This window comes from Fischerella sp. JS2, from assembly GCF_032393985.1.
Lineage (GTDB): Bacteria > Cyanobacteriota > Cyanobacteriia > Cyanobacteriales > Nostocaceae > Fischerella.
Window position 1 is genome coordinate 5,065,188 of the sequence record NZ_CP135918.1, and the last position, 25,238, is coordinate 5,090,425.

The window sequence follows — 25,238 nt, forward strand, 5'->3', positions numbered from 1 at the left end:
TCAGTGATAACTGTTCACTGAAAACCCCAGCCACGGAACCGTAAAGTTTTACAGGAGAAAATTTAGTGCGCCGTCAAAGTTCGCGTAGCTGGTTTAGGCGGATAGCGGCAACGTTTGTAGTCACAAGTGTATTGCAGGGTTCTACGTCTGCGATCGCTCAAGTTGAGAATAGCAAGCTGCTGACCAACTTTACAAATCAAGCTACTTATACTTATACAGATTCTAGCAATAATCTTAAATATCAAGGAATTTCTCGTCAGATTCAAGCTGCTCCCACCCCATTAGTTGACCCACTAGGACGAATTTTAGGATGTGCTGGTAATGTTTTACCTGACTACACAGGCTTTTCTGTTGCTGTTTATGAGCCTAACCCCGGCGATCCTACAGGGACAGAATTAGGAAAATTGTTACCCCTGACTCACACAGAGTTACCTGATATTTCTAACAACAAAATCCCTGGTGGATTAAAACCAAATATTGAGAATAGCAACCCCTATTTCCTAACAAATACAGAACCACTAGGTGCTTATAACTTCCTACTCGATCCAAATTTGGGTCAAACCGATCCAGGCAGAACCTACATTTTTGTAGTTAATCCCCCGGCAAATTCTATTTATAAACAGCGTCGAATCAAAATTCAAATTGTGCAAAGCACTGGTACGGAGAACAATAATGTTGTCCGGTATGTTGCTACATCCCTAGATGGTCAACCAATTACACTTACAGGACAAACCCAAACCGAATCAACGGTTGTTTTAGTTCCCAATGCTGAACTCCAAGGACTGGACTTACTAGCTTTTGAATTTACTACCAATATGTGTCAGCCGGAACAGGTGCAGATTGTCAAAACAGGCGATCGCGCTGTGGCAGAACCAGGAGATACAGTAATCTACCGCCTCTCAGTCAGAAATTTAGCCGATGCTGGTTTAGATAGTTTAGTTGTCACTGACACCTTACCCTTAGGTTTCAATTTCTTAGCCAAATCTGTCCGGGGTGAAATTGATGGTCAGCCTGTCACCATCACAGTAGAACGCAATGGTTCCAATGTGGTCTTCCGGACAAATACTGTGATTCCGTCGCAGAAAGTATTAAATATTGCCTACGCAGCACAACTCACGCCAGATGCAGTACGTGGATCGGGACGCAACTTAGCCAGTGTCACTGCTCAAAGAGCAGATAATCGTTTCCTCACTAAAGACGGGCCCGCTACACACCAGTTACAAATTAGACCAGGAATTGTATCAGAATGCGGCACAATTATTGGCCGAGTGTTTGTAGATAAAAACTTTGATGGCGAACAGCAATCAGGCGAACCGGGAGTTCCCAATGCAGTGATTATTATGAAGGATGGCAACCGTATAACTACTGATGTTAACGGTTTATTTTCTGTGGCTAATGTCTTACCGGGTAATCACACAGGAGTTATCGACCTCAGCAGCTTGCCTGGTTATACCCTAGCACCCAACCTCAAATTTAAAGAACGCAACAGCCAATCCCGCCTAGTACGTTTAGAACCCGGTGGTATGGCACGCATGAATTTTGCAGTTACCCCCACATCTGGTGAGGAGGTCAAGAAATGAGTAAAGAAGGCAGGAGGCAGGAGGCAGGAGGCACAAGGGAGTTACTTCTATCTCAACGATTGAACGCAAATAGTTTCAACCTCAGATTAATGGGGGCGATCGCAGGGGCTGCAAGTCTAGCATTGTATCCTGTCGTAGCCAAGGCAGAATACCCCAATCTTGTTCAAGAGGAACAGCAAGACCTCACACCCAAGCACTCAAAAGACGCACAGAAGCTTCTAGAATCCAACACAAATTTATCTAAAGATACTATTGACTCACCCCTGACGGAACAGTTATCTGTTCTACTAGAGGAAGAAATAGCAACAGATACAGTCACAGACCAACTCTGTTTTCTATCTACGACAAGATCCCCTGCGATACAACCATTTCAACCAGCACAAGATATCAAATTACCAAAAGGCCTACAAAAACTATCACAAAACACATCTGTTCCCCCCACTCCCCCGATCAAAATCCTCACCCCTAATACTGTAGTCGATATACCAGCTACCACAGTCATCTTGCAATTTCCTGTGGGTGCAAGAGTGGAATTACGGGTGAATGGGGATTTGGTAGATCCATCCTTGGTGGGACGGACAGAAAGCGATGCCAATACTAACTTAGTAACGCAGACATGGTATGGTGTCTCCTTAAAAGAAGGAACTAACACTATTACTACCCAAGTGATAGGTTCTAGTGAGCCTCCCGTCAGCGTGCAAGTAGTTGTCAGAGGCGCACCCACACAATTGAAATTGGAAGCCGTCGAAACTCGGATTCCAGCAGATGGACGTTCCACAGCTACAATTAAGGGTGAACTCCGAGATGAAAATGGCAACCGTTCCAATCGTGATGGAGTTGTTACTCTCGTATCTACTGCTGGTGAGTTTATCGGTGCAGATTTTAAACCTGACCAACCCGGATTCCAAGTAGAGGCAAAGAAAGGACAATTTACCGCCTCTGTGAAATCAAGTTTAAATGCTCAAACTGTGAGAATTCGAGCGATCGCCAATGATTTAGAAGCATACACTCAACTGCAATTTGAAACAGCCCTGCGTCCGAGTTTGGTAACTGGGATAATAGATGTGCGTTTGGGTGCGAGGGGTACAGACTACTACAGCAGTTTTCGCGAATTTCTGCCTCCGAACAAAGACAATAGCACTCAATTATACCAATTTGAAAAAAGAATGCGACAGATGGTAAAAATAGACAGAAGTAGCATTCAGGGTATGTGATGGTAGGGGTAACACAGATCGAGATAGTTGATAGTGTCGAGGAACTAGAGAAGTTGCTCAGACATCAAAAACAGTCTCGGAGCAAAGAACGTATACAAGCCCTATATCTGATTAAAGGGCAAGAAATGAGTGTAAGTGAGATTGCTAAAATCTTGGGAAAACATCGAGCTACAGTACATCGATGGTTGGCAGATTATCGAGAAGGAGGAATTGAGGCGGTTGTTGAATTTGGAACGAGTTCAGGTCGAAAAAGAGCAATACCAGATTGGGCTGTATCGAGTTTGAAAAAACAACTCGAACAACCAGAAGGTGGGTTTCAACGGTACACACAAATACAACATTGGTTAGAAAAAACCTTGGGTGTGCAAGCTGAGTACGCAACTGTACATCATCTGGCACGTTACAGGCTCAAAGCCAAGCTGAAAGTCCCACGTCCGCGTAACCGAAAACAGGACGAAGAAAAACTAGAGTCTTTTAAAAAAAACTCGGTGATGACTTGCAATTAATTGCTCAATACAGTGCCATTATCTTGCCCCAGTACGAAAATATTCGTTATTTTGTACAAGATGAGAGTCGATTTGGACTCAAAACCATTGAAGGACGTAAAATTACTCTTCCCGGAGTTAAGCCTATTGGTGATTGGCAGTGGCAATTTAAAGCGTTCTGGCTATATGGAGCAGTTGAACCACTTACTGGGGAAAGTTTATTTTGGCAGTTTTCTCATGTTGATACCGAATGCTACCAACAATTTTTGAACGAGTTCGCTGCCTGTTATCCCAAATCACTTAACATTCTCCAAGTTGATAACGGCTTATTTCATAAAGCTAAACGTTTACAAATTCCAGAGAATATTGTTCTTTTGTTCCAGCCTGCTCATTCTCCTGAACTGAATCCCATAGAGCGCGTTTGGGAATATCTCAAGCAAGACTTGAAATGGGAGCTATTTGATCACCTGGAGCATCTGCAAACCAAGGTTGCTCAACTCCTAGCTCTCCTCACTCCTCAAATTGCTGCTTCTTTGACTGGTTATGACTTCATCCTCAATGCCTTATCTGTCGCAAACATTTTTTGAATTGGTATTAGATGTGCGTTCGTCGGTATTTGCAACTGGCGCGATTGGAGAATGGTTGTTTACTGGTGCTTACAACAGTTCTCGTAATCTGAATGAAGACTGCAACTGTGATAACAGGCTGTTTCGTGCTTTCCAGTTCAACGACCAAAACTATCCTGTCTACGGTGATAGTTCCAAAACCGAAGTACTCACTCCTTCTATTGATAGCGTCTATGCACGGTTTGAGCGATCGCCTAAAACCACCGGTGCTGAACCCGATTATTTCATGTGGGGTGACTACACCACCCAAGAATTTGCCCGTTCATCCCAGCAATTTACCTCGGTAACACACCAATTACATGGCTTTAAGGGAAACTACAGTTTGGGAAATCTGCAACTGACTGCTTTCTATGGCAATAACGTCGAAGCTTTTCAAAGGGATACCATTGCTCCTGATGGTACGAGTGGTTACTATTTCCTTTCACGCAGATTACTAGTTCCGGGTAGTGAAAACATCGCGATTGAGTTGGAAGAACTCAACCGTCCTGGTACTGTGTTGGAACGCAAGCAACTTAATCGCGGTCCTGATTACGAGATAGATTATGATCGCGGTACTATCTTATTTCGAGAACCCATTCAACGTACTGATCTAGATGAATCAGGACAGGTTTTAGTCCGGCGTATCGTCGTTACCTACCAATACAAAGGTAGTGGTTCCGATAGTAATATTTACGCTGGTCGTCTGCAATACAATTTTGACCGCACCCTCAATAAAGAAAGCTGGATAGGCACAACTTACTTACAAGACCAGGGGATGCATGACTTTGAACTCTACGGTGCAGATGCACAGATTGCTTTGGGTTCAACAGGCAAATTGATTGCAGAATATGCCCATGCCACCAATAGTTCCGATATCTCAGGAAAGGTGAGCGGTTCTGCCTACCGCATTGAAACCGAGGGAGAAATTTTCCCTGGTTTACGAGGACGCACTTACTACCGTTCCACAGATGTAGGTTTTGCTAACGATGCCACAATTAGCTTTGTCCCCGGTCAAACTCGCTACGGGGCGCAATTAACAGGAAAAATTTCACCTACTACTAATTTGCGGTTCCAATACGACCACGAAGATAATTTTGGGACTGCACCCCAACCGCTAGATACTTTTGAGGAGTTATTTGCACCGCGCACACAAGCAGTTCCTGGGAGCAAAGTTGATAATTCTCTGACGACAATTACTGCGGGGATTCAGCAACGCTTTGGCAAAGCGACTGTGGATGTGGATTGGGTACATCGCGATCGAGAAGACCGCATCTCACCAGAAAGTCTAAGCAGTAATTCCGATCAATTGCGATCGCAACTTAAAATCCCGATTACCAAAACCCTCACTTTCCAAGCCATCAATGAATTTACTCTATCTTCAGAAACAGATGCTGTATATCCAGACCGGACTACATTTGGTTTAAATTGGGCTGTTGTACCTGGTATCAACGTCAGTCTGGCACAACAGTTTTTCACTCGCGGTCAATATGACGATAACTCGATCACCAGTTTAAGTGTCAATGGTCAACACAAACTTGGTAGAGATACGACTATCACTGGTCGTTACACAATTTTGGGTGGGGCGAATGAACTAACTACCCAAGGAGCCATTGGATTAAATAACCGTTGGGCTATTGCCCCTGGCTTAAAACTCAATCTTGCTTATGAACACGTCTTTGGCAACTTCTTCGGACGTACTGCCACAGGGCAACAATTTCCCCAGCCTTTTGCTGTTGGTCAAAGTGGCTACTCCTTGGGCTTTGGTAGCGGCGATAGTTACAGCATTGGTCTGGAATACACTGATAACCCCAAGTTCCAAGCCAGCGCCCGCTTCGAGCATCGTAGTTCTGATCGTGGTTCAAACTCAGTAATTACCGCAGGTGCGATAGGGAAAATATCACCAGCACTCACAGCCTTGGTACGTTATCAACAAGCAAATTCTGCCAATCAAAAACTAACAGGATTGGGAGACACAGCCAACCTGAAAGTTGGTTTAGCCTATCGCGACCCTAAAAACGACAAATTTAACGCCTTGCTGCGTTATGAATATCGCAAAAATCCTGCCGTGATTCCTGATACTGTCTTGTTGGGCAGTGGTACAGGTTCCGAAGACCATACCTTTGCTGTAGAAGCTATCTACGCCCCCAATTGGCAATGGGAATTTTACGGTAAGTATGCTCTACGTAATAGTACTTCTTATTTAGCTGAAGATTTAGTTGGAACTAGCACAGTTAACTTAGGGCAATTACGGGCAACCTATCGCTTGGGATATAGTTGGGATATGGTTGGTGAAGCTCGGTTGATTAGTCAAAATGATTACACAGAAACAGGCTTTGTCGTTGAAGCAGGTTACTACCTTACGCCTAACTTACGCTTGTCTGCTGGTTATGCCTTTGGTAAAGTCGATGACCGTGATTTTTCGGGAAGCCGTTCCCCAGGGGGACTTTATCTCGGTTTAACGGTGAAGTTGAACGAATTATTTGATGGATTTGGGTTGCACAAAGTTGCTACCCGACAACAGGAATCTGCAAGCAGTGTTAAACCATGAACCAATTTGTCAAGAAAATTTTGCGCCTACCTCTGCGTTTTAATATTGTTGGAATTAAACAATGAAATATTTATTTAAGTACCTGCGGGAATTGCATCTATCCCAAAGCAAGGCGTTGCTGAATAAAGGTATGTTTTAGGCAGGTAAGGGAACAGAACGATATTTGAGGTAGTGCAATAACAATCGAACAGAGTATCTCAGCATTTCCTCGGTTTTGGAATAACATAAAGTTTTACGATGAAGACGAGCCAAATAATGTCTAAGCCTTGTGTTTTCATTTTCGACTCGTGTCATGTAGGTCTTACTCACAATTTGGTCACCATCAGGAACAAAACAAGGGTAAACAGGGTATCCATCTGTGACGTAAAAATAACTCTGCCAACACTGGACAATGTTCCATAACTGTTGGAAAGTAGTCGAACTACGATCACCTAAAACCCAAGCAAGAATACCTTGAGTAAAGTGATTTACCGCCGTCCACAACCAGATTTTATTTTTTTTGAACCAATAAATGTTTCTAATTCATCTAGTTCTCCCACCTGCGGAATTTCCTTTGAATTTGGTGTATCCGCCAATTGTGTACCCACTCGTTTAACCCAATGAATAATGGTAGTATGATGAACGTTTTTCACCCTTTCAATTCCACGAAATCCCATACCATTGACGTACATTTTTAGGCATTCTTGTTTGATTTCATCCGAGTAGCCCCTGGGTGGTTTATAGACATCAATGAATTGACGACCACAATCACAGCAAATGTGATTCTGTTTACCTCTTTTCTTTCCATTCTTACGGTTATGACAAGATCCACAGCGTGGACATTCCATGATTAATTGACCTCAATTCATACCGCTATTATGCAACGCCCAAAGCAAAATTATTCAAAAAACCCCCCTGCAAACACTTAAACAGTCCCCACTAATTTTGTCTTGCTTGTCTTTTGGGTTTGCCTTTGTCGGCATTCCATTGAGTGCAGGTAAAGCTCATGCTGCGGTCGCAGTTAATAAAGAATTCAACCCCATATCTATTTCTGTTAATCAAACTTCAACCCTAACAATACAACTATTTAATTCCAACTTTTCGGCGGCAACCAACACTAGCATCACCGATAACTTACCATCTGGACTTGTGATTGCTAACCCAGCGATGATGAGCAATACCTGTGGTGGTACGGTGACAGCTAACCCTGGTGGTACTAGTATTCAACTCTCCGGTGGTACGATTCCAGCAGCAACAAGTGGTACTCCTGGTAATTGCCAAATCACTTTGAAGGTGATTGCATCTACTCCCAATACCTACGTCAACACAATTGTGGCAAATACCGTTACCTCTTCTCAAGGCACCAACCCACTAGCAGCTAATGCTACTCTCACTGTCTCCTCTGGTATACCAATCACAGGTTCTAAATCCTTTTCTCCTAGCACTGTTCACGGTAATGGTTCACCCACTACAATGACCATTACCTTAAACAACTCAAATGCTTTCCCCCTAACTAACACAGGCTTCACTGATAACTTGCCAGCTGGTTTGAAAGTAGCAACAACTCCTTCAGCCTCAACAACCTGTGGTAGTGGCACTGTGACTGCCGTTGCTGGATCGAATACAGTTAGTCTGAGTGGTGGAACCATCCCGGCTAGTAGTTCATGTACTGTTACCGTTAAATTAGAAGCCAGTAATCCCAATGATTTCCAAGACGGCAACGTTAAAAATACAATTGTTGCAAACAATGCCATTACAACAGAAGGAATTACTAATACTAGCCCGATTGAAGGTTCTGTGAAGGTGCAAACAGGAGCCGAAGTCAACAAAGCCTTTTCTCCTAGTAATGTCCAAACAGGTGAGACATCTGTACTCACTTTGACCCTACATAACTTCAATAGTACGCCAATTACCTCAGCTAATATTACTGATACGATGCCTTCAGGGCTGACAGTAACTGGATTGGTTAACAATACCTGTGGTGGCACAGTAATATTTACTGCCACTCAAGTCCAACTCTCAGGTGGTACAGTTCCTGCTGCACCTTCAGGTAGTGGTTCTGGTTCCTGTCAGATCCAGGTAAATGTGACTGCGAATACAAGCGGCAGCTACAAAAACGATATACCAGCTGGCAACTTGAATGGGGTAAATTACCCTGCAACGAATGCCACTTTAACAGTTAGCCAGGCTACGCCTGTTTCTTTGAGCAAAAGCTTCTCACCAAGTACGAGTGTACAGGGAGGACAAAGCACTCTCACAATTACCCTCTCCAATACGGCAAATAGCCAAGCTACCATCACATCTTTCACCGACGACTTGAAAACAATGGGTTCGGGGTTCACCGTTGCTTCTAGTCCTGCGGCTAGCACCACCTGTAGTGGTGGTACGGTGAATGCCACAGCAGGCAGCACAGTTATTACTATGAATAGTGGCACAATTCCTGCCAAAAGCTCATGTACAATTACCGTACCTGTACAAGTTGCCATCAATGCCCCTATAAATAAACGCAAAAATACGATCGCGATTAATGGTTTACAGACAAATTTGGGCAATAATACTGCGATCGCAACTGCGGAACTAGATGTGAAGTCTGCTTTAAGCCTCAGCAAATCATTTTCTCCAGGAACTGTTCCGGTGGGAGGTGTCACTCGTTTGACTATCACTGTCGCCCGTAACAGTGGCGCACCCGCATTCACAGGTATCAACCTAACTGATAATTTACCTACTGGACACAAAATTAGCTCTACACCCAACCTGACAAATTCTTGCAATGGCACACTCAGCGCCTCTACTAACAGCACGCAGATTACCTTAAGCGGCGGTACATTGCCCACAGTCGGAAGTTGCAGTATTAGTGTTAATGTGCAAGTACCCAATACAACTGGCTCTGATGAAAATATTATTCCCAAAAATTCTGTAATTACAGACCAAGGTGCAACTAATACAAGTGATGCCAAGGCAACAGTGACTAGGATTAATAGTTTCGTGACTTTAAACAAATCTTTCTCACCCACAAGCATCAACTATGGTGGTACATCGACGCTAAATATTTTGATTCTGAATAACAATGCCAATGCCATCAAATTGACAGGTGTTGCATTAATAGACGAATTTCCAACGGGCATGAAAATTGCCAGTTCACCTAATGCCACTTTTACAGGTTCTGGTTGTAGCGGTGGTACTATAGTAGCCAATCCTGGTAGCAATCAAGTTTCTCTGAGTAATGCCACCATAAATGTTGGGGCTCAATGTACGCTCACAGTAAAAGTTACATCAGATTTTGTCGGTAATCTTACGAACGAATTACCAAATAACTTGGTGACTTCTAACGAGAGTGTGACCAACAACAATAAGCCATCAGCAACACTGACTCTGTTGGGTACAGCCGATATCGAAGTAGTCAAAAAAGATGATGGAGTCTCTTCTGTCGCACCAGGAGCAACAACCACCTACACGATTATAGTGCGAAACAATGGCCCTGATAATGTCGCTGGCATCTATGTCGCTGATCTAGTTCCTCCTGGTTTGACATTTACTAACTGGTCTTGTAATGCTACTAATGGTTCTAGCTGCGATCAGTCATCAGGTACGGGTGAGCTGAATATCACAGTTAGCTTGCTTAAAAATGGTACTGCAACTTTAACGGTTGATGCCCAAGTTGCTCTTAACGCCAGTGGTACAATTACCAATACTGCTACAGTTACAACTCCACCGACTGTCAGCGATCCAAACAACGATAATAATAGTGCTTCAGACACTAACAACGTTGCCGCTACTGCAAATAATCCAAACGTAATTTTAGTCAAAAGAATTACAGCCATTAATCACAGCATGGCTACTAACAGCGGTGATGAATTAGATAAATATAAAGATGACCCCAGTAGTCCCTATGATGATAACAATCTCGATACTCCCACACCCGATCCTAAGGACACAGATAAATGGCCTAATCCCAATACATTTCTAATTGGTGGGATCAACGGTGGTAAGATTCATCCTGGAGATGAGGTAGAATACACGATTTACTATCTCTCAACTGGAGATAATCAAGCCAAGAACGTAGTGGTGTGTGATCGCATCCCCAGTAACGTTACTTTCTTACCCACTGCCTTTAATAGTTTCACCCCTAAAAACAACATCGGTTTACAAAACACTGACCGAGGAATTATCTGGCTATATAACGGTAATACCGAATCTCTCACTAATATCAAAGATGGAGATGTCGCGCAGTATTTCCCACCTGGAGAACATCCAACAGATGTTTATCCTACTGTTGACTGTGGTGGTGAAAATACAAATGGTGCAATTGTGGTGAATTTAGGTGATTTACCCAAGGCCACTGCTTCTGGAATGCCCACCAACTCCTACGGTTTTATTCGTTTCCAAGGACGGGTGAAATAATAATCCATAAGAACAAAGCGATCGCACTGCCCACCTCAGTTAGTAAAAAAGTAAATTAAGACCTCCGGCAGCGTTGGGTGTTCCCTATTTTCCACTGAGGTAACATATCATAAACTCTCACACCCTTATACCCTTACACCCTAAAAGCTGTATTTTTTGGGCAAAGCGTAAAAAACCTACACATGTAAGTCTACCCCTGTATCCCCTGTGTTTCTTAAGAGTGTTATATCAAAGGTATACTTCCAAAGTTATGTATATTTTTTAATTATTCTTCATTAAGATACAGCTATTTTTTATCTTGATTCTGACTTTTGTCTAGCTAATAAGATAATAAAATAAGCCGCAAGAAACTAGCCACTAATAACAGTTATAAATAATATTGACTTAGTAAATAGAAAAGTATGTCAATAATTTAAACAGTTATGATGTTAAATCCGAAGCATGAACAAATTTTGCTGTACCTAACTCAAGCTCTAGCTGAATATGAAGTAATTCCAGCAAATTTTGGTTGGCATATTCACAAAGGAGATAAATATTGTGGACATCTTGAGTATCAAGAAAAAAAAGGATGGCAAGGCAGCGCTTTAAAGCGTCTTCCGTCTCAATTAGTAGCAGAACTTAAGAAGTTCAGTCAATTGGGTTTTTTGTATACTAATCTTAGTTCTGCTGCTTAGAGGATATCTCTTGAAATTAAATTTTATTCAGAATCACCGATGTTCGACCTGCACAGCTAAACAAATAAAAGTCAGTACGCTTTGATTTTCTGTTTAGTCTGTACAGGCGGACTTTCGTTAACATAAATATTTCTGGGTGGGAAGGGACTAATTAAATTTTCTCTACTTGTATGAAACTACTCCCCTCAATCCCCCGTTCCCGGGGGGAAGATTTAGTTCCCTCACCGTTTACGCTTAGGGTTAGGGTGGGGTAAAAAATATTTGTGCAAGAGGTCTTGAATACAAATAAAAATGCCCCAGTGTTCCTGAGGCAAACTTAAGTAGCTGCTTAAAGAGAGGTTTTGCTCCTATAAATATATAGAGTATAAAATCAACTAGTTTAAACAGCAGCTATCTAAAGAGATAGTTTAGATAAATAATTTTTTGTCGTTGAGAATTTTATTACTTAACTTTGTAAATGATGATATTTTTGAAATAAATAACTTCAATAGACCAGTATCCAGAACGACTATAGATACAACCGATACCAATTCAAAAAAATATTTAAGGGCGGGCAGATAACTCAATCCCCTTAACGGCATCTTAATCGCTCTCGCTTAGGGTTGGGGAGGGATTTTCATAATTATTCATGTGTTGCATTCTTTTTTCAAACTGGTATAATCACAAATTAATGACTAGAATTTATCACAAAAAATATATTTATTGCTACCAATATTTCCTGTAACAAATTAATTTTGTATATATCAACACTTAATTGTTTAACATGTTTTATATCTTTAGTTAGATTGGACTGAACTGTTAATTCTAAGATAATTGGAATTGAGGTAAAGTCAAACTTATTATCAATTGATAATTGGTGTCCAAAGTGATGAATGAGGGGTTAAGTCTAAAACAGACTCTTTCTCCTCTATTTTTAGAATTAATGTTAGTATGAAATTATTAGTAAATAAATTTAAATACTAAATATTTATTAATAATTTTTCCTAAAAATATGAGTAATAAAAGTTTTCAAAACGCTATTGGAGTATTCTCCAAGCTTGAGAAAGCTGAGCAAGCACTTAATGAATTAAAAGCTTCTGGCTTGTCAATAGAAAAAGTATCTATCATCGCCAAAGATGTAGATCAAGGTCAACAAGTTGGTATTGTGCAAACGAGCGATCGCATCGGTAATCAAAATGTAGATATAACCGGAGCAGTTAGAGTGTTTGGTTACTTGCAGAGATCAATGTCCATGTCTGCCTATGAATGGCTTGGTAAAATCCACTCACACCTGCTACACTGACAAAAAACAGCAAAATACTTAAGGGTTGCCCGACGCAACATGAGTTCGTGCGTCAGGCGAAAAACATAAGTTGGCTCGTGATGATAAACCATAAACTATCAACGACTGCTATTGAGTATTTTAGTTATTACCAGAAGTCCGAACAATATACTGATTAGCAGGTGAATCTTTAAGAAGTGGTTCCATTCTTCCCTGAGAAACCAATGTTTGATGGATTAAAGCCGCAATTTCTGCACGGCTAGCAGGCTGGTTAGGGTTGAGTTGTCTTACATTTGGATAGTTCACCACTATATTTTGTTTGGTGGCTGCGGCGACATCAGGAATAGCATTTTGCGGGATACTGCTGGCATCTGTGTAATAGTCATTGACAATAGCTGAGGCAGAACGTTGGGGTTGTGTAGCTTTTTGAGGTGTCTTTGTTCCAGGAGCAGTTGCAGCAGGAGGTACAGCCTCGGCTCTAGGAATTATTAGAGGCTGCATTAGGGAAGTAATCGCGATTGGAACAAATACTGGTTTTCTCCTTGCTCGTTGTTGTGTAGTTGGTTGAGTAGTTGCAGAAACTGCCACTGGCGTATCAGAAGTTAAATCTAGACCTTTGTTCAAAGCAGTTATTGCTTCAACTTTGGTAACAGGTTGATTTGGTCGAAAATTACCATTAGGGTAGGCAGACATAAAGCCTTGTTGATATGCTGACTCAATCGGACGTTCTGCCCAGTATTGTTCAGAAACATCTTTGAATGCAGAGCCACTTTCTATCTGTCGCACTGGCGGTTGGTTAAAAGCTTGACGAATAATTGCAGCTAATTCATCACGCTGTACTGCTTGCTCTGGTCGAAATGTGCCATCAGGATATCCTGCCACTATGTTCCTTTGTGCCAAGCGTTGAATAAATGGTTGCGCCCAGTAATTAGGTGGCACATCAGGGAAGGTAGTTTGTGTAGGAGTTTGAGCATGACTTAGTAAGGGTATAGCTGCATTTACAGCCAAACATAAAGTGGGTAAAGATACAGCTACTGAGAATAATCGAAGAGAGCTAGTCATGAGGATACCTCCTAATGATCATACTTATTTACTAATAGTATTTTCGGAATTTCATTTCTGAATCTACCTATTGGTATTAAACTGATTTTCCTAGATGCTTATAGGACTTACGCAAAATCTCTCTGAAAGCCTCTTTCTTCGTGTTCTTTGTGTCCTTTGTGGGTGGTTCGTTATACCAATTTGAAAAAAGAATGCGACAGATGGTAAAAATAGACAGAAGTAGCATTCAGGGTATGTGATGGTAGGGGTAACACAGATCGAGATAGTTGATAGTGTCGAGGAACTAGAGAAGTTGCTCAGACATCAAAAACAGTCTCGGAGCAAAGAACGTATACAAGCCCTATATCTGATTAAAGGGCAAGAAATGAGTGTAAGTGAGATTGCTAAAATCTTGGGAAAACATCGAGCTACAGTACATCGATGGTTGGCAGATTATCGAGAAGGAGGAATTGAGGCGGTTGTTGAATTTGGAACGAGTTCAGGTCGAAAAAGAGCAATACCAGATTGGGCTGTATCGAGTTTGAAAAAACAACTCGAACAACCAGAAGGTGGGTTTCAACGGTACACACAAATACAACATTGGTTAGAAAAAACCTTGGGTGTGCAAGCTGAGTACGCAACTGTACATCATCTGGCACGTTACAGGCTCAAAGCCAAGCTGAAAGTCCCACGTCCGCGTAACCGAAAACAGGACGAAGAAAAACTAGAGTCTTTTAAAAAAAACTCGGTGATGACTTGCAATTAATTGCTCAATACAGTGCCATTATCTTGCCCCAGTACGAAAATATTCGTTATTTTGTACAAGATGAGAGTCGATTTGGACTCAAAACCATTGAAGGACGTAAAATTACTCTTCCCGGAGTTAAGCCTATTGGTGATTGGCAGTGGCAATTTAAAGCGTTCTGGCTATATGGAGCAGTTGAACCACTTACTGGGGAAAGTTTATTTTGGCAGTTTTCTCATGTTGATACCGAATGCTACCAACAATTTTTGAACGAGTTCGCTGCCTGTTATCCCAAATCACTTAACATTCTCCAAGTTGATAACGGCTTATTTCATAAAGCTAAACGTTTACAAATTCCAGAGAATATTGTTCTTTTGTTCCAGCCTGCTCATTCTCCTGAACTGAATCCCATAGAGCGCGTTTGGGAATATCTCAAGCAAGACTTGAAATGGGAGCTATTTGATCACCTGGAGCATCTGCAAACCAAGGTTGCTCAACTCCTAGCTCTCCTCACTCCTCAAATTGCTGCTTCTTTGACTGGTTATGACTTCATCCTCAATGCCTTATCTGTCGCAAACATTTTTTGAATTGGTATTACTTAAGGTTGTGATATCAATTGTATAAAAAAATGAAACAGATTGTTAGTAGGGGTTGAACGCAGTGAAACCCAATAAATATAAGACTGTGAGTGCTGACTCATTCACTTGCAGATTCCGTGCTTGCACCAGACGCAAATCGGCGAAAGACCTCCCCATCTTCCTTTTCTGTGCTGGCAAGAAAAACTTTTTACCAAAGTGATATGAAAGTCATTTTAAGTGGGTAAGTTACTTTTAGAACACGGCAATCACCTATAACATCCCCACTTTAAGGAGAAACCCATGCTCAAGCCAGAACTGCAAGCCAAATTCCTCCAGCATTTGAACAATCGTAAGAAAAAAAATGAAGAAGGTTTTACACTTATTGAATTATTGGTGGTAGTAATTATTATCGGTGTACTGGCGGCTATTGCATTACCTTCGCTCTTAAGCCAAGTTAGTAAAGCGCGTCAGACAGAAGCAAAACAGAATACTGGTGCGATGAACCGGGCGCAGCAAGCATACTTTTTGGAAAACAATAACTCTTTCACAACTTCAGTTCAGCAATTAGCTCTTGGTATCAGAACACAGACTGATAACTATGTATACGAAATAGGGTCTACTGGTACTACTGGCACAATTGTTACCAACAAAGGCAAGTCATTAAAGGCAAAGCTTAAGTCATACGCTGGTGTAACTTACACCTCAACTCAAACAGTAAGCGGAGTTAATGAAGCAATCACCTTAGCATTTCTCTGTGAAAGCTCGAACCCAGCAACCACAGATTACGCGAGCGGTATAACAGTGAACGATGGAGCCGCAAATACTACTGCTTGTCCTAATGATGGTACTGGTACAATGAGCCCATTGAAATAAGCAGTGTTCTATTTATTGCTTCCGCAAAATTTACGAGCAATATAGATGGATGATTCAATCAGAGTGGGTAGTATCAACTACTCACTCTATTGACATGTAATTTAAGTATTTAGTTGCATTGAAGTTTATGAATTCTAGATTTTCTGTAGAAAAATTTTTTAGTCAAGATGAATATGCTTATCAATGCTTTATCCAAGGTGATTACTCTCAAGCTGCAAATTTATACAAACAAGCAATTGATGCAGAACCGAACGTAAAGTCTCACTGCTGGTATTTAGGTTTGAGTTTACTTCTACAGGGGCAAGAAGTAGAAGCGCAGACAACTTGGTTCATGGCAATTATGGAAGGTGAACCAGATCAAGTTGAACTTTGGAATGACGAATTAGTAAGTATTTTGCAAGCAGAAGTAGAGAGATGGGAGAAAATATCTGATAGTTCCACAGCTTATTTGCTGAGACTACACATACAGGAAGTTCAACCCAAAAATCTGGAGAATTTATTACACATAGTCCAGTTAGCAATCAAGTTAAATAAATTTAGTGGAGATGATTTAAATTTTCTGAAACTTATTGAAATATTAAAATCAAAGTCACTAGTAGAAATTAATGCAAGCTTGTTAATACAAGTCCTACAGGAGGTTTTAGAGTGTGAGCCTCTGCATCAATCTTCACTAGAATTTTCTGAAGCTTGTTTACCGCATCTAGAAAATATCCCTCAATTTTTCGCTATTTTATTAGTAACAGCTATCACAATTGCTTATTCTTTAAGAAAACCTACTCAAGCAGTTAAGTTTGCAGAATTATGTCTGCAAATCGATGCTGAAGATTTAGAATTATTAAGACATTTATCTGCTTTTTATCAAAATGCTGGAGATTACTTAAAAGGTATAGAGACAGCTAAAAAGTGCTATTCGCTATTAGAAGCAGAGGCGTTAGTAGATAGAGTTTTTGCGAATCATCTTCTGCTGCGAGGGTTGATTAACAGTGGTGGTTACTACGAGGAAGGTATTGCAGTTTTACAGCGTCAAGAATCGCTTTTAAATGAACTAATAGAACAGCACACAACTATAGATGACTACGCTCAAATATCTCGTGTGCTACTTTCAACATTTTTTTTCCCCTATCTTCGAGATCAGCCGCAGCAAACTAGAAAAATTCAGAACCAGATTGCTCAACTTTGCCAATTATATCTGCAAAAATATGTGAGTAAACGAGACAATTGGTATCAAAAACAACAATATTGTATTCATAAAAAACTGGATGCATCTAATAGAAGATTAAAAATTGGCTATCTATCTCATTGTTTCAGGCAACATTCAGTAGGGTGGTTAGCACGATGGTTATTCGAGTATCACAATCGCGATCGCTTTGAAATCTATAATTACTTCATCAATTACAAAGATCAACAAGACCCACTACAACAATGGTATACCAGTACTGTTGAGCAAGCACGCAAAATGGGCATAGACAGCCAAGAAATTGCCAAGCAAATTTATCAGGATGAGATTGATATATTAATTGACCTTGATAGTCTCACTCTAGATATTAGCTGTGAAGTGATGGCACTTAAACCAGCTCCAGTGCAGGCTACTTGGCTAGGTTGGGATGCATCAGGAATACCAGCAATAGACTATTACATCGCTGATCCCTATGTTTTGCCAGAATCAGCTCAGGATTACTACAAAGAAAAAATCTGGCGCTTACCCCAAACTTACATTGCTGTGGATGGTTTTGAGGTAGGTGTACCAACTCTGCGTCGTGAGCATTTAAATATTCCAACGGATGCTGTAATTTATTTAAGCACTCAAGGGGGATGTAAGCGCCATCCTGATACTGTGCGGCTACAAATGAGAATTTTAAAGGCGGTACCAAATAGCTACTTTTTGATTAAAGGATTAGCCGATCAAGAAGCAATTAAAGTCTTTTTTACCCAGCTAGCAAAAGAAGAGGGTGTAGATGGCGAGCGACTGCGATTTTTACCAGAAGTTCCCTCAGAAGCAATTCATCGAGCTAATTTAAGCATTGCTGATGTGATACTCGATACTTATCCCTATAATGGTGCAACAACAACTATGGAGACTCTCTGGATGGGAATTCCTCTAGTTACAAAAGTAGGAGAGCAATTTGCTGCTCGCAACAGCTACACAATGATGATGAATGCTGGATTAACAGAAGGTATTGCGTGGACAGATGGGGAATATTTAGACTGGGGTATTAGGTTAGGAAAAGACTCTGCTTTGCGGCAAAAAATAGTTTGCCAATTGCGAGAATTTAAGAAATCTGCGCCTTTATGGAATGCTCAAAAGTTTACTCAGGACATGGAAAAAGCATATGAGCAAATGTGGCAAATTTATGTTGAAGGTAAGAGTTAATTAACTTATACCTAGTAAGCAGTTAAATAAAAACACAATAGTTTACGAAATTATTAAGGTGGCTATAAATTTGATAGTTACACCTTTTATTCAATTTATATTATGGAACTTTCAGACCTTCCTGTACCACCCGCCGATAAAAATTTTCTAGTGCTTCTACACAAGTTTTATCATTATATAAATAAGAATGACGAGCTACCATCTGCTCAACAATGCTCATTCTCCATTCAGTTTCAATTCCTAATTTGACAGCGATTTCAATATATTCATCTTCATTTTTAGCAATTGTATCTGTCACACCTAACATTTGCAAAATGCCATAAGAATGACGACCGCGCATAAATTCACCAGGACAGGTGACAATAGGTAATTTGCAAGCGATCGCTTCCAGTGCTGTATTACCACCAGACCAACTAAAAGTATCTAGAAAAATATCAGAGATACAATTAAGGTTTAAATACTCCACCCATTTCAATCTTGGTAATATCACACAATACTCTTCACTATTTAAGCCAAAGTTAGCAAAGGCATTTTGCAGGCGTCGGCGGAATTTGTCTGTAATATAAACACTTTGATGAGATAAAAATGCAAATTGTGCATGAGGAACTCTTTGAGCGATCGCAGCAAAAATATAATCATACTGTGGTAGATATTTATAAAGAGATTGACAGGATAAATAGAGTATTGATTCCTCCGTTAACCCAAAGTCTAGACGAGATTTTTGAAGCTCAGGAATTATTGGCTGAGCATAAGATATGCCAATATTAGGCAAGCGAACTAATTTCTCTGAATAGTGTGCTTGGGAGTTTTCCGGTTCCATCAAATCACTAGTTAAAAAGTAATCAATTGTAGGGCTACCTGAAGTGATGGGATGTCCCCAGGATGTACATTGTACTGGTGCAAGGCGCAGTCCTGCTATTTGTGATAATTGTGGTTGCATACCAATATCCAATATGACCAGTATATGTAGTTGATCGGAAATAATCTTTTTACAGACTGATTCTAAATCTTGTGGTATGTGACAAAAATAATTACTATATAATCGGTACTGCTGAGTTATAGAATCTACTATTGGATCTATATGGTAGCAATATACCTCAAAGTCTTGGTGGTTTCTATTTCGCAGCCATCCAAGCATTAATCTTCCTACTGTATGCATACGCATACATTCAGATACATAACCAATACGAATTTTACCATTGTTACTTACGGGCGGCATGGATATTGGTTTTACCCATTCGGGGTAATTAGCAGACATAACTTGATGAACAAAATGTCCATACTTTTTTTGTAAGTTTAAATCATTTTTTCCTTGATATTGTAAGTAAAAATTTGTACGGCAAGCTATAGCACTTAAAGCATTGCTTTTGTCTTCAATACTCTCTAAATATGTTTGCTGAACTAGTTGTTCTAACCCTTGAGTAAATCGCTGTCTATAGTAGTCAATCTCTGCCTCAGTTTCATAAAGAATAGGTAGTGTACATTGCTGTTGTATTTTCAGAGATAAAACATGAGGTAGCAACTGTGAAGCTTGTTCTGCAACAGCTATTGCTTCCTGTGGTCTACCAAATACTTGTAAAGTAATACTCAATTCAAAATAAAGGATGGCTGATTCGGGATACAGCTTGATTCCAGCTTGGTAAGTTCTAATAGCCTCTTCATCTTTTTGCAGACGTTTATAACAATCACCTAATGCTATGTAGAAAAACACATCACCTGTTTTGGTTTCAAGAAACTCCAAAAATTTTTCTACAGCTTTTTCAGATTTACCTTGACGATAAAAAGCATAGCCATAATTTAATGCTGCTTCTGCTTTATCATTTTTAGCTTCAAATGCTACTCCTAAATTATAGAGAATATCAGGATTACGTGGCTTCAATTCTAGAGCTTTCTCATAAGCAGTAATTGCATCATCTATCTGTTGTTTTTCTACAAGAATATTACCTAAATTAATATAACTACCGAAATGATCCGGTTTGGCTGCGATCGCTTGATGATAAATGGATTCAGCTTGCTCTAGCTTTCCCATTGCCAAAAAAATATTTCCCAGTTTATTGTAAGCATCAATTAATTTTGAATCTAAGAAAATTGCCTGTTGGTAAGCCTGAATTGCTTTGGGAATATCATCTATTTTTTCTAAAACCAAACCAAGACTGTAATGCTGGATAGCTCCTAATGGTTCAATTTTTAAACAGTTATTTAGTGCATCTAATGCTTCTTGATATCTTTCTTTTATGTAATACAGAGTACCGATGTTTAGCCAAGCTGCGGCATGATGGTTATCCCACTGTAATACTTCCTGAAATTTCTTCTCAGCTTCATCCAATTGTCTATTATGATAGAATGCAAGAGCTTGCGTATGTAATTGACTTATTACCTCTTGACGGCTCTTAAGATGATTCTCTGGCTCAAGTTGACAATTGTGGCTATTTTTGCTTAGTAAATTATTCTGTAGTTTTTCAATAAAGATGTTTGTGCTGTAAGATATTAATTTTTCCGCTTTTAACTCTACAATGGCTTGCTTGTTTTCCTGTTCTAAAATAATTCTTGCTTTGATACGAGGTAACAAAGCTTGCCACTGAATTTCAGATAAATCACTTACTAAGGAAATTTCTAATTCCTCATAAATGTCTGCATCTGTCTGCATCAGGATATTCATCGTCACACCAGACAAAAACATTTGAGCATCTTCATAAGAAATATTACTAGTGCAGATCAATAAAGTAATCTGTTTACTATTAGGACAAGATGCGATCGCTTTAATCACTTTTCCCAACTCTAAACAGAGTGATTCTTCTGGTCGCGACCAATCTGGAAAAATAATTAAATTTGTCTCTTGTAGATTTAAAGGCAGAAGCATAGCATCAATTAAAGCTGAACTGACAATGTTTGCCATTGTAGACCAAGAAAACTTTTTCGCTTGTTCTAAACCCGCAGCAATTAATGCTTGACGAACACTAGGTTTTTGTACTTCGCAAAGTGCATCTGCTAATCCCTGTACATCATCATCCTTAATGTATATGGCTGTTTCTCCTGCTACTTCGGGAAGTGAAGCGTTAGGACAAGTAATAACTGGACAACCACAAGCCATTGCTTCTAGTACAGGTAAGCCAAAACCTTCATACTTAGAAGGATAAACAAGTGCTACAGCACCAGAGTAAGCTATTGCTAACTCTTCATCGCTTAGTTGCAACATATGCACAACACTACCTGATGTTAAAGCTCTAAATTCAGGTGCTAATACACCACAGCTTCCTGTACAGACAATATCAAATCCGTTGCTACTTGCTAACTGATAAAAAGCTTGAAAAAATAAAATACTGTTCTTATACCCACTTCCTTCACCAACTACCATAAAGTATGGTTTACCAATACCATACTTGGTTCTAAAACTATTAACTTCTTCTGGTTTAGATGGTAAAAAAGTATTTTTTACTCCGCAATAAGCTACAGTGATAGCCTCTCTAGCTACATACTTGTAACAGTTTACAAGATCATTTGCTGTATGTTCTGAAATTGCTATATACGCAGATGCATGTCTAATACCCTGCTGTTTTTCTCGCCACATAGGATGATTCATATCCCATCCCATAATTTCTGGAATCATGTCATATGCCATAAATACAGAAGGTGTTGTAATTGGCGTTGTGTAGTAAGTGGAGATAAATATATCAGCACTTTCTTCATCACAAATTTGCTGTAATATTTCTCGGTCTACATCAGTATTATCGTAGTCATAAGTTGGAACTGTGCGGTATCTAATACCAGGAATTTTAGGAGTAGTACCAGCGCGATCAAGCACAATAATATGTTTAGCAAAACTGTTATTGCTCCATTCTTCTAGTAATGATGTCCAAACACGAGCAATACCTGTTTGATATAATTGAAAAAATACGCCATCAACAATAATTAATGGTTGCGGTTTTTTAAGTTGTGGAGTCTGTAACTCTGCCGATTGTAAAAACTCCCAACTCTGATTTTCCGAATCTCTATAAGCTATTGGTTTTACACCGCATGATTCAACAGTATCAACCATTGTGTCATCTTGTACCCATGAGAAGTAATGCCTTAATAAAACTGGAAATTTAGTTTCTTCTTGTAAAACTTTCCACTGGGAAACGGCATTTTTATATCCATAATATTGTTCTTTGAATTCCAACTGATTTTGTGTTATATAGGCAAAATGTTGAAAGATCAAACCGTATTTTTCGGTTTCATGATGTAAAAAAGGATTTATAGCTGCAACATTTTGCCATTGACCATTTGGTAGAGGTTCTTCTAGTGTCGGTGGTTCGTGTGCTACCCACACTGCACCTGGTTTATATCGCCAGGTTCTCAACCATTCTTGTCTGGGATTTTGAGAATAACAGTTACGAGTGCTGACAATTAAGTTTTCTCCTACAAAATACCAACACCAATAAAGAGCAGCAGTTTTTTCAGGATTATTAATAAACATTTGTCGTGCAGTACAAATCTGCTCGACTGTCCATAATTCATCTACATCTATTTGCCACAATAAACATTCTTCAGTGATGTTGAATAATGGCTCATTAACCATTTCCCGCTTTCCATCCCAGAAAACGCCTTCAGGCTGCCGATAAATTGTAATATTATCTGGGTATTGGCGCACTAATTCATCCAGATACTCTGTTGTACCATCATTACTGTGCCCATCGCGATGAATTGTAGCACTGATATGCCCACCTAACTTAAGACTCCATCCAGTATCGTGTTGAAGTTCAGCTACACCTTCAACTATGTGCCAATGCCATTTAAAAGGTAATTGTTTGAATACTTCAATATGATATCTAATGAATGGTTCGCCGTTGAGAACTATCGTAAAAAAGTTAATTGGTGTATTGGCATTACAATTAATTTGCTGTTCAGCTGGGATTTTAAAATCATCAACTCTTCTAAAGACTGAGTAACCATTGCGTAGGGCAAGATTTTGAATAACTAACTCATAATTAGGATCAGAAATTAATCTTTGATGATTTTGATAGTTTTTGAAAGCGTTGATGTCATCTAGTAATATATATTTTGCTCCATAAATCTCATTGAGTTCACTTGCACCAGTAAACTCAGAACCATCAATTAAGACAGCATCAAAATATTCAATGTTATTTTGTTCTTTAATTTTCTTGATTCCATTTTGAGGAACTCCAGAAGTTTTTACATATTCAATATCTTGTTTTAGCCAGCCTATTACTTGCTCAAGAGAGTAGTAGTTTAAATTGGTGTTAGTACTGCTATAAAAATTTATAATTTCATTGATACTGGGAAAATTCTCTAGAGAAACAGATGAAATATTGTAGCATTTTACAAAAGAGTCATTAGCATACCTCTTTTTTAACTCTGTAAATCGAGTATGTGAAACTTCAATACAGAATAGTGTTGGGTGATTTGGATTTTTTTGCAGGCCTGTAACAAATGCTTCTGTACTTCCTTCTCCTGAAGATGAACCGATTTCTAGAACTGTTTTGATATCGCTTTGGTTAACAATCTTCTTAATGATGTAGTAAAAATCATCATTTGTTATTTCAGGTAAAATGATGTTGTTTAATTGTGAATTTAATATTTTATTATTATCTAATTTTTCAAGTAAAGCTTGAACAGAAGGTAGTATTTCAATATAATTCCATTCTGTTATCTCAATTTTTTTCGGATCTGGCAAATAAAAATGCCGTCCTCCATCTTGCGGATTTATCTTAGAGTAGCGTCGAATTTTTGTACGTCGCTGTTCTTCATTATTAATAAATAAATCTAAATGATATATACTTAATTCACTTAAGTATATACCTGGATGATTAAGATTATGAACACTTTCATGAATTTGTCCAGTATAATAAATATCTTGATTATATTTAAATAAACGCCGCTGAAAATTAGGATAATGTGGTGAGCTACTAATATAGTAATGTTTACTAAAATTACTAATCCATTTTCTAGGAATCCAAAAGTTATCACTGTCTAAATTATATCTGGAGTTTTTGATAAGTTGTAAGAATTCTCTAGTTTCTGTGTTAACAAACTCATCTGAATCAAGGACAAATATCCAATCAGTCTTAACCCAATTTAAATATAAATTCCGCTGTTGAGAATGATTACCTGACCATTTTGAATGTATTATTTTAGCTCCATAATTTAATGCAATTTTACAAGTGGAATCAGTACTGCCACCATCAATAATTATCAACTCATCATAAATATAATTCAGAGATTCTAAAGCAATAGCTAATGTTTTTTCTGAATTTTGTACCATCATGCACACAGAAAGACTTGGCATATAGTATTCAAACTCCTTAATTTAAAAATTAATTTAATCATTTGTAAAAATATTTACAAGCTGTTCAAGTTTTATGGAAATTTGTTAGCGATCGCTCTTATTACCCACTTGTTTTTTCAATTGTTCTAAAATGACTTTGTAATCTTCTCTTTCAGGATTCAATTTCACTAACTTTTCCAAGGGTGCGATCGCGCCCTTCATATCACCTAACTGCAACCGTATTTTCACTAGTCCTTCTAAAGCAGTTTGATTTTCTGGTTCTCGCTGCAATACCACCTCAAAACCCTGTACCTGTTGTTGTAACGAGGTATCAGCAGAAGAAGTAACTGGTTTAGGGTTTTGAATAGCCTGTTGCAGTGTAGGAACTATAGCAAACATCCCAGAACCAACAAAAGATACAATTGACACCCAAGTCAAAATCCTTTGTCGCCGCTCTATTTTTTTACGGTGGGCGACTAGGTATTCTTCTCCAGAACTAACCATATTTCAACAGTCACTGCGGTAAATACTTAAGTACCAGCAAGCCTCCTGTTAAGAGAATACCCAGTGTCTCTTAAAAACTAACATTTGGGCTAAAAATTTTTTACCTTAAGTTCA

General features: G+C 39.3%; 14 protein-coding genes and 4 pseudogenes. 12 read left to right on the forward strand and 6 right to left on the reverse strand.

Features of this window, described 5'->3' with window-relative positions; genetic code table 11:
• Positions 1-65: 65 nt before the first annotated feature.
• The 5 genes and pseudogenes from RS893_RS21565 to RS893_RS21585 form a co-directional block, all read left to right on the forward strand.
• Positions 66-1,580 (forward strand): hypothetical protein, encoded by a 1,515-nt coding sequence (locus RS893_RS21565; RefSeq protein ID WP_315787768.1) that lies wholly within the window; start codon positions 66-68, stop codon positions 1,578-1,580.
• Positions 1,577-2,728, forward strand: a pseudogene (locus tag RS893_RS21570) (TonB-dependent receptor); the annotation flags it as partial. The gene RS893_RS21565 and the pseudogene RS893_RS21570, both read left to right, overlap by 4 nt.
• Before the next feature lie 65 nt (positions 2,729-2,793).
• Positions 2,794-3,300, forward strand: a complete 507-nt coding sequence (locus RS893_RS21575; protein ID WP_315785251.1) for a helix-turn-helix domain-containing protein — start codon at positions 2,794-2,796, stop codon at positions 3,298-3,300.
• Complete coding sequence (locus RS893_RS21580; RefSeq protein ID WP_315785248.1) at positions 3,291-3,866, forward strand: IS630 family transposase; 576 nt, start codon at positions 3,291-3,293, stop codon at positions 3,864-3,866. Before RS893_RS21575 ends, RS893_RS21580 begins: the two co-directional genes overlap by 10 nt.
• A gap of 7 nt (positions 3,867-3,873) precedes the next feature.
• A pseudogene (locus RS893_RS21585) lies at positions 3,874-6,432 on the forward strand (TonB-dependent receptor); the annotation flags it as partial.
• Between the two features lie 135 nt (positions 6,433-6,567).
• Here the strand turns inward: RS893_RS21585 and RS893_RS21590 are convergent.
• Positions 6,568-7,259 (reverse strand): IS1 family transposase gene (locus RS893_RS21590; RefSeq protein ID WP_315784082.1). Its coding sequence is split into 2 segments (ribosomal slippage): positions 6,568-6,935 and positions 6,935-7,259, totalling 693 coding nucleotides; the frame shifts between segments, so codons are not numbered across the junction.
• A gap of 97 nt (positions 7,260-7,356) precedes the next feature.
• Between RS893_RS21590 and RS893_RS21595 the strand changes: the two genes are divergently transcribed.
• The 3 genes from RS893_RS21595 to RS893_RS21605 all read left to right on the forward strand — a co-directional run bounded on the left by RS893_RS21595 (position 7,357) and on the right by RS893_RS21605 (position 12,768).
• A complete protein-coding gene (locus RS893_RS21595; RefSeq protein WP_315787769.1) occupies positions 7,357-10,812 on the forward strand; it encodes a hypothetical protein in 3,456 nt (1,151 codons plus the stop codon).
• Between the two features lie 422 nt (positions 10,813-11,234).
• The gene (locus tag RS893_RS21600; RefSeq protein ID WP_315787770.1) at positions 11,235-11,486 is read left to right on the forward strand and encodes a hypothetical protein; all 252 of its coding nucleotides are present in this window, start codon (positions 11,235-11,237) and stop codon (positions 11,484-11,486) included.
• 991 nt (positions 11,487-12,477) lie between these two features.
• A complete protein-coding gene (locus RS893_RS21605) occupies positions 12,478-12,768 on the forward strand; it encodes a hypothetical protein (protein ID WP_315787771.1) in 291 nt (96 codons plus the stop codon).
• Between the two features lie 120 nt (positions 12,769-12,888).
• On the opposite strand, the gene RS893_RS21610 is transcribed toward RS893_RS21605, so the two are convergent.
• Positions 12,889-13,809 (reverse strand): S-layer homology domain-containing protein, encoded by a 921-nt coding sequence (locus tag RS893_RS21610; RefSeq protein WP_315787772.1) that lies wholly within the window; start codon positions 13,807-13,809, stop codon positions 12,889-12,891.
• 238 nt (positions 13,810-14,047) lie between these two features.
• Between RS893_RS21610 and RS893_RS21615 the strand changes: the two genes are divergently transcribed.
• The 4 genes from RS893_RS21615 (at position 14,048) to RS893_RS21630 (ending at position 18,355) form a co-directional block, all read left to right on the forward strand.
• Positions 14,048-14,554, forward strand: a complete 507-nt coding sequence (locus RS893_RS21615) for a helix-turn-helix domain-containing protein (RefSeq protein WP_315785251.1) — start codon at positions 14,048-14,050, stop codon at positions 14,552-14,554.
• Positions 14,545-15,120 carry an IS630 family transposase gene (locus RS893_RS21620; RefSeq protein WP_315785248.1) on the forward strand — a complete coding sequence of 192 codons (576 nt, stop codon included), beginning with the start codon at positions 14,545-14,547 and terminating at the stop codon, positions 15,118-15,120. The genes RS893_RS21615 and RS893_RS21620 overlap by 10 nt, the downstream gene beginning before the upstream one ends.
• Before the next feature lie 291 nt (positions 15,121-15,411).
• A complete protein-coding gene (locus RS893_RS21625; RefSeq protein WP_315787773.1) occupies positions 15,412-15,984 on the forward strand; it encodes a type IV pilin-like G/H family protein in 573 nt (190 codons plus the stop codon).
• Positions 15,985-16,111: 127 nt separating this feature from the next.
• Positions 16,112-18,355 carry a tetratricopeptide repeat protein gene (locus tag RS893_RS21630; RefSeq protein WP_315787774.1) on the forward strand — a complete coding sequence of 748 codons (2,244 nt, stop codon included), beginning with the start codon at positions 16,112-16,114 and terminating at the stop codon, positions 18,353-18,355.
• 100 nt (positions 18,356-18,455) lie between these two features.
• Here RS893_RS21630 and RS893_RS30535 read toward each other — a convergent pair whose 3' ends face one another.
• From RS893_RS30535 to RS893_RS21645, 4 genes and pseudogenes are all read right to left on the reverse strand, one after another.
• Positions 18,456-20,843, reverse strand: a complete 2,388-nt coding sequence (locus tag RS893_RS30535; RefSeq protein ID WP_315792062.1) for a tetratricopeptide repeat protein — start codon at positions 20,841-20,843, stop codon at positions 18,456-18,458.
• Positions 20,820-23,699: pseudogene (locus RS893_RS30540) on the reverse strand (glycosyltransferase family 4 protein); the annotation flags it as partial. The gene RS893_RS30535 and the pseudogene RS893_RS30540, both read right to left, overlap by 24 nt.
• A gap of 645 nt (positions 23,700-24,344) precedes the next feature.
• Positions 24,345-24,641, reverse strand: a pseudogene (locus tag RS893_RS30545) (glycosyltransferase); the annotation flags it as partial.
• An 84-nt stretch (positions 24,642-24,725) separates the two neighbouring features.
• Positions 24,726-25,124 carry a tetratricopeptide repeat protein gene (locus RS893_RS21645; RefSeq protein WP_315787775.1) on the reverse strand — a complete coding sequence of 133 codons (399 nt, stop codon included), beginning with the start codon at positions 25,122-25,124 and terminating at the stop codon, positions 24,726-24,728.
• Positions 25,125-25,238 lie beyond the last annotated feature (114 nt).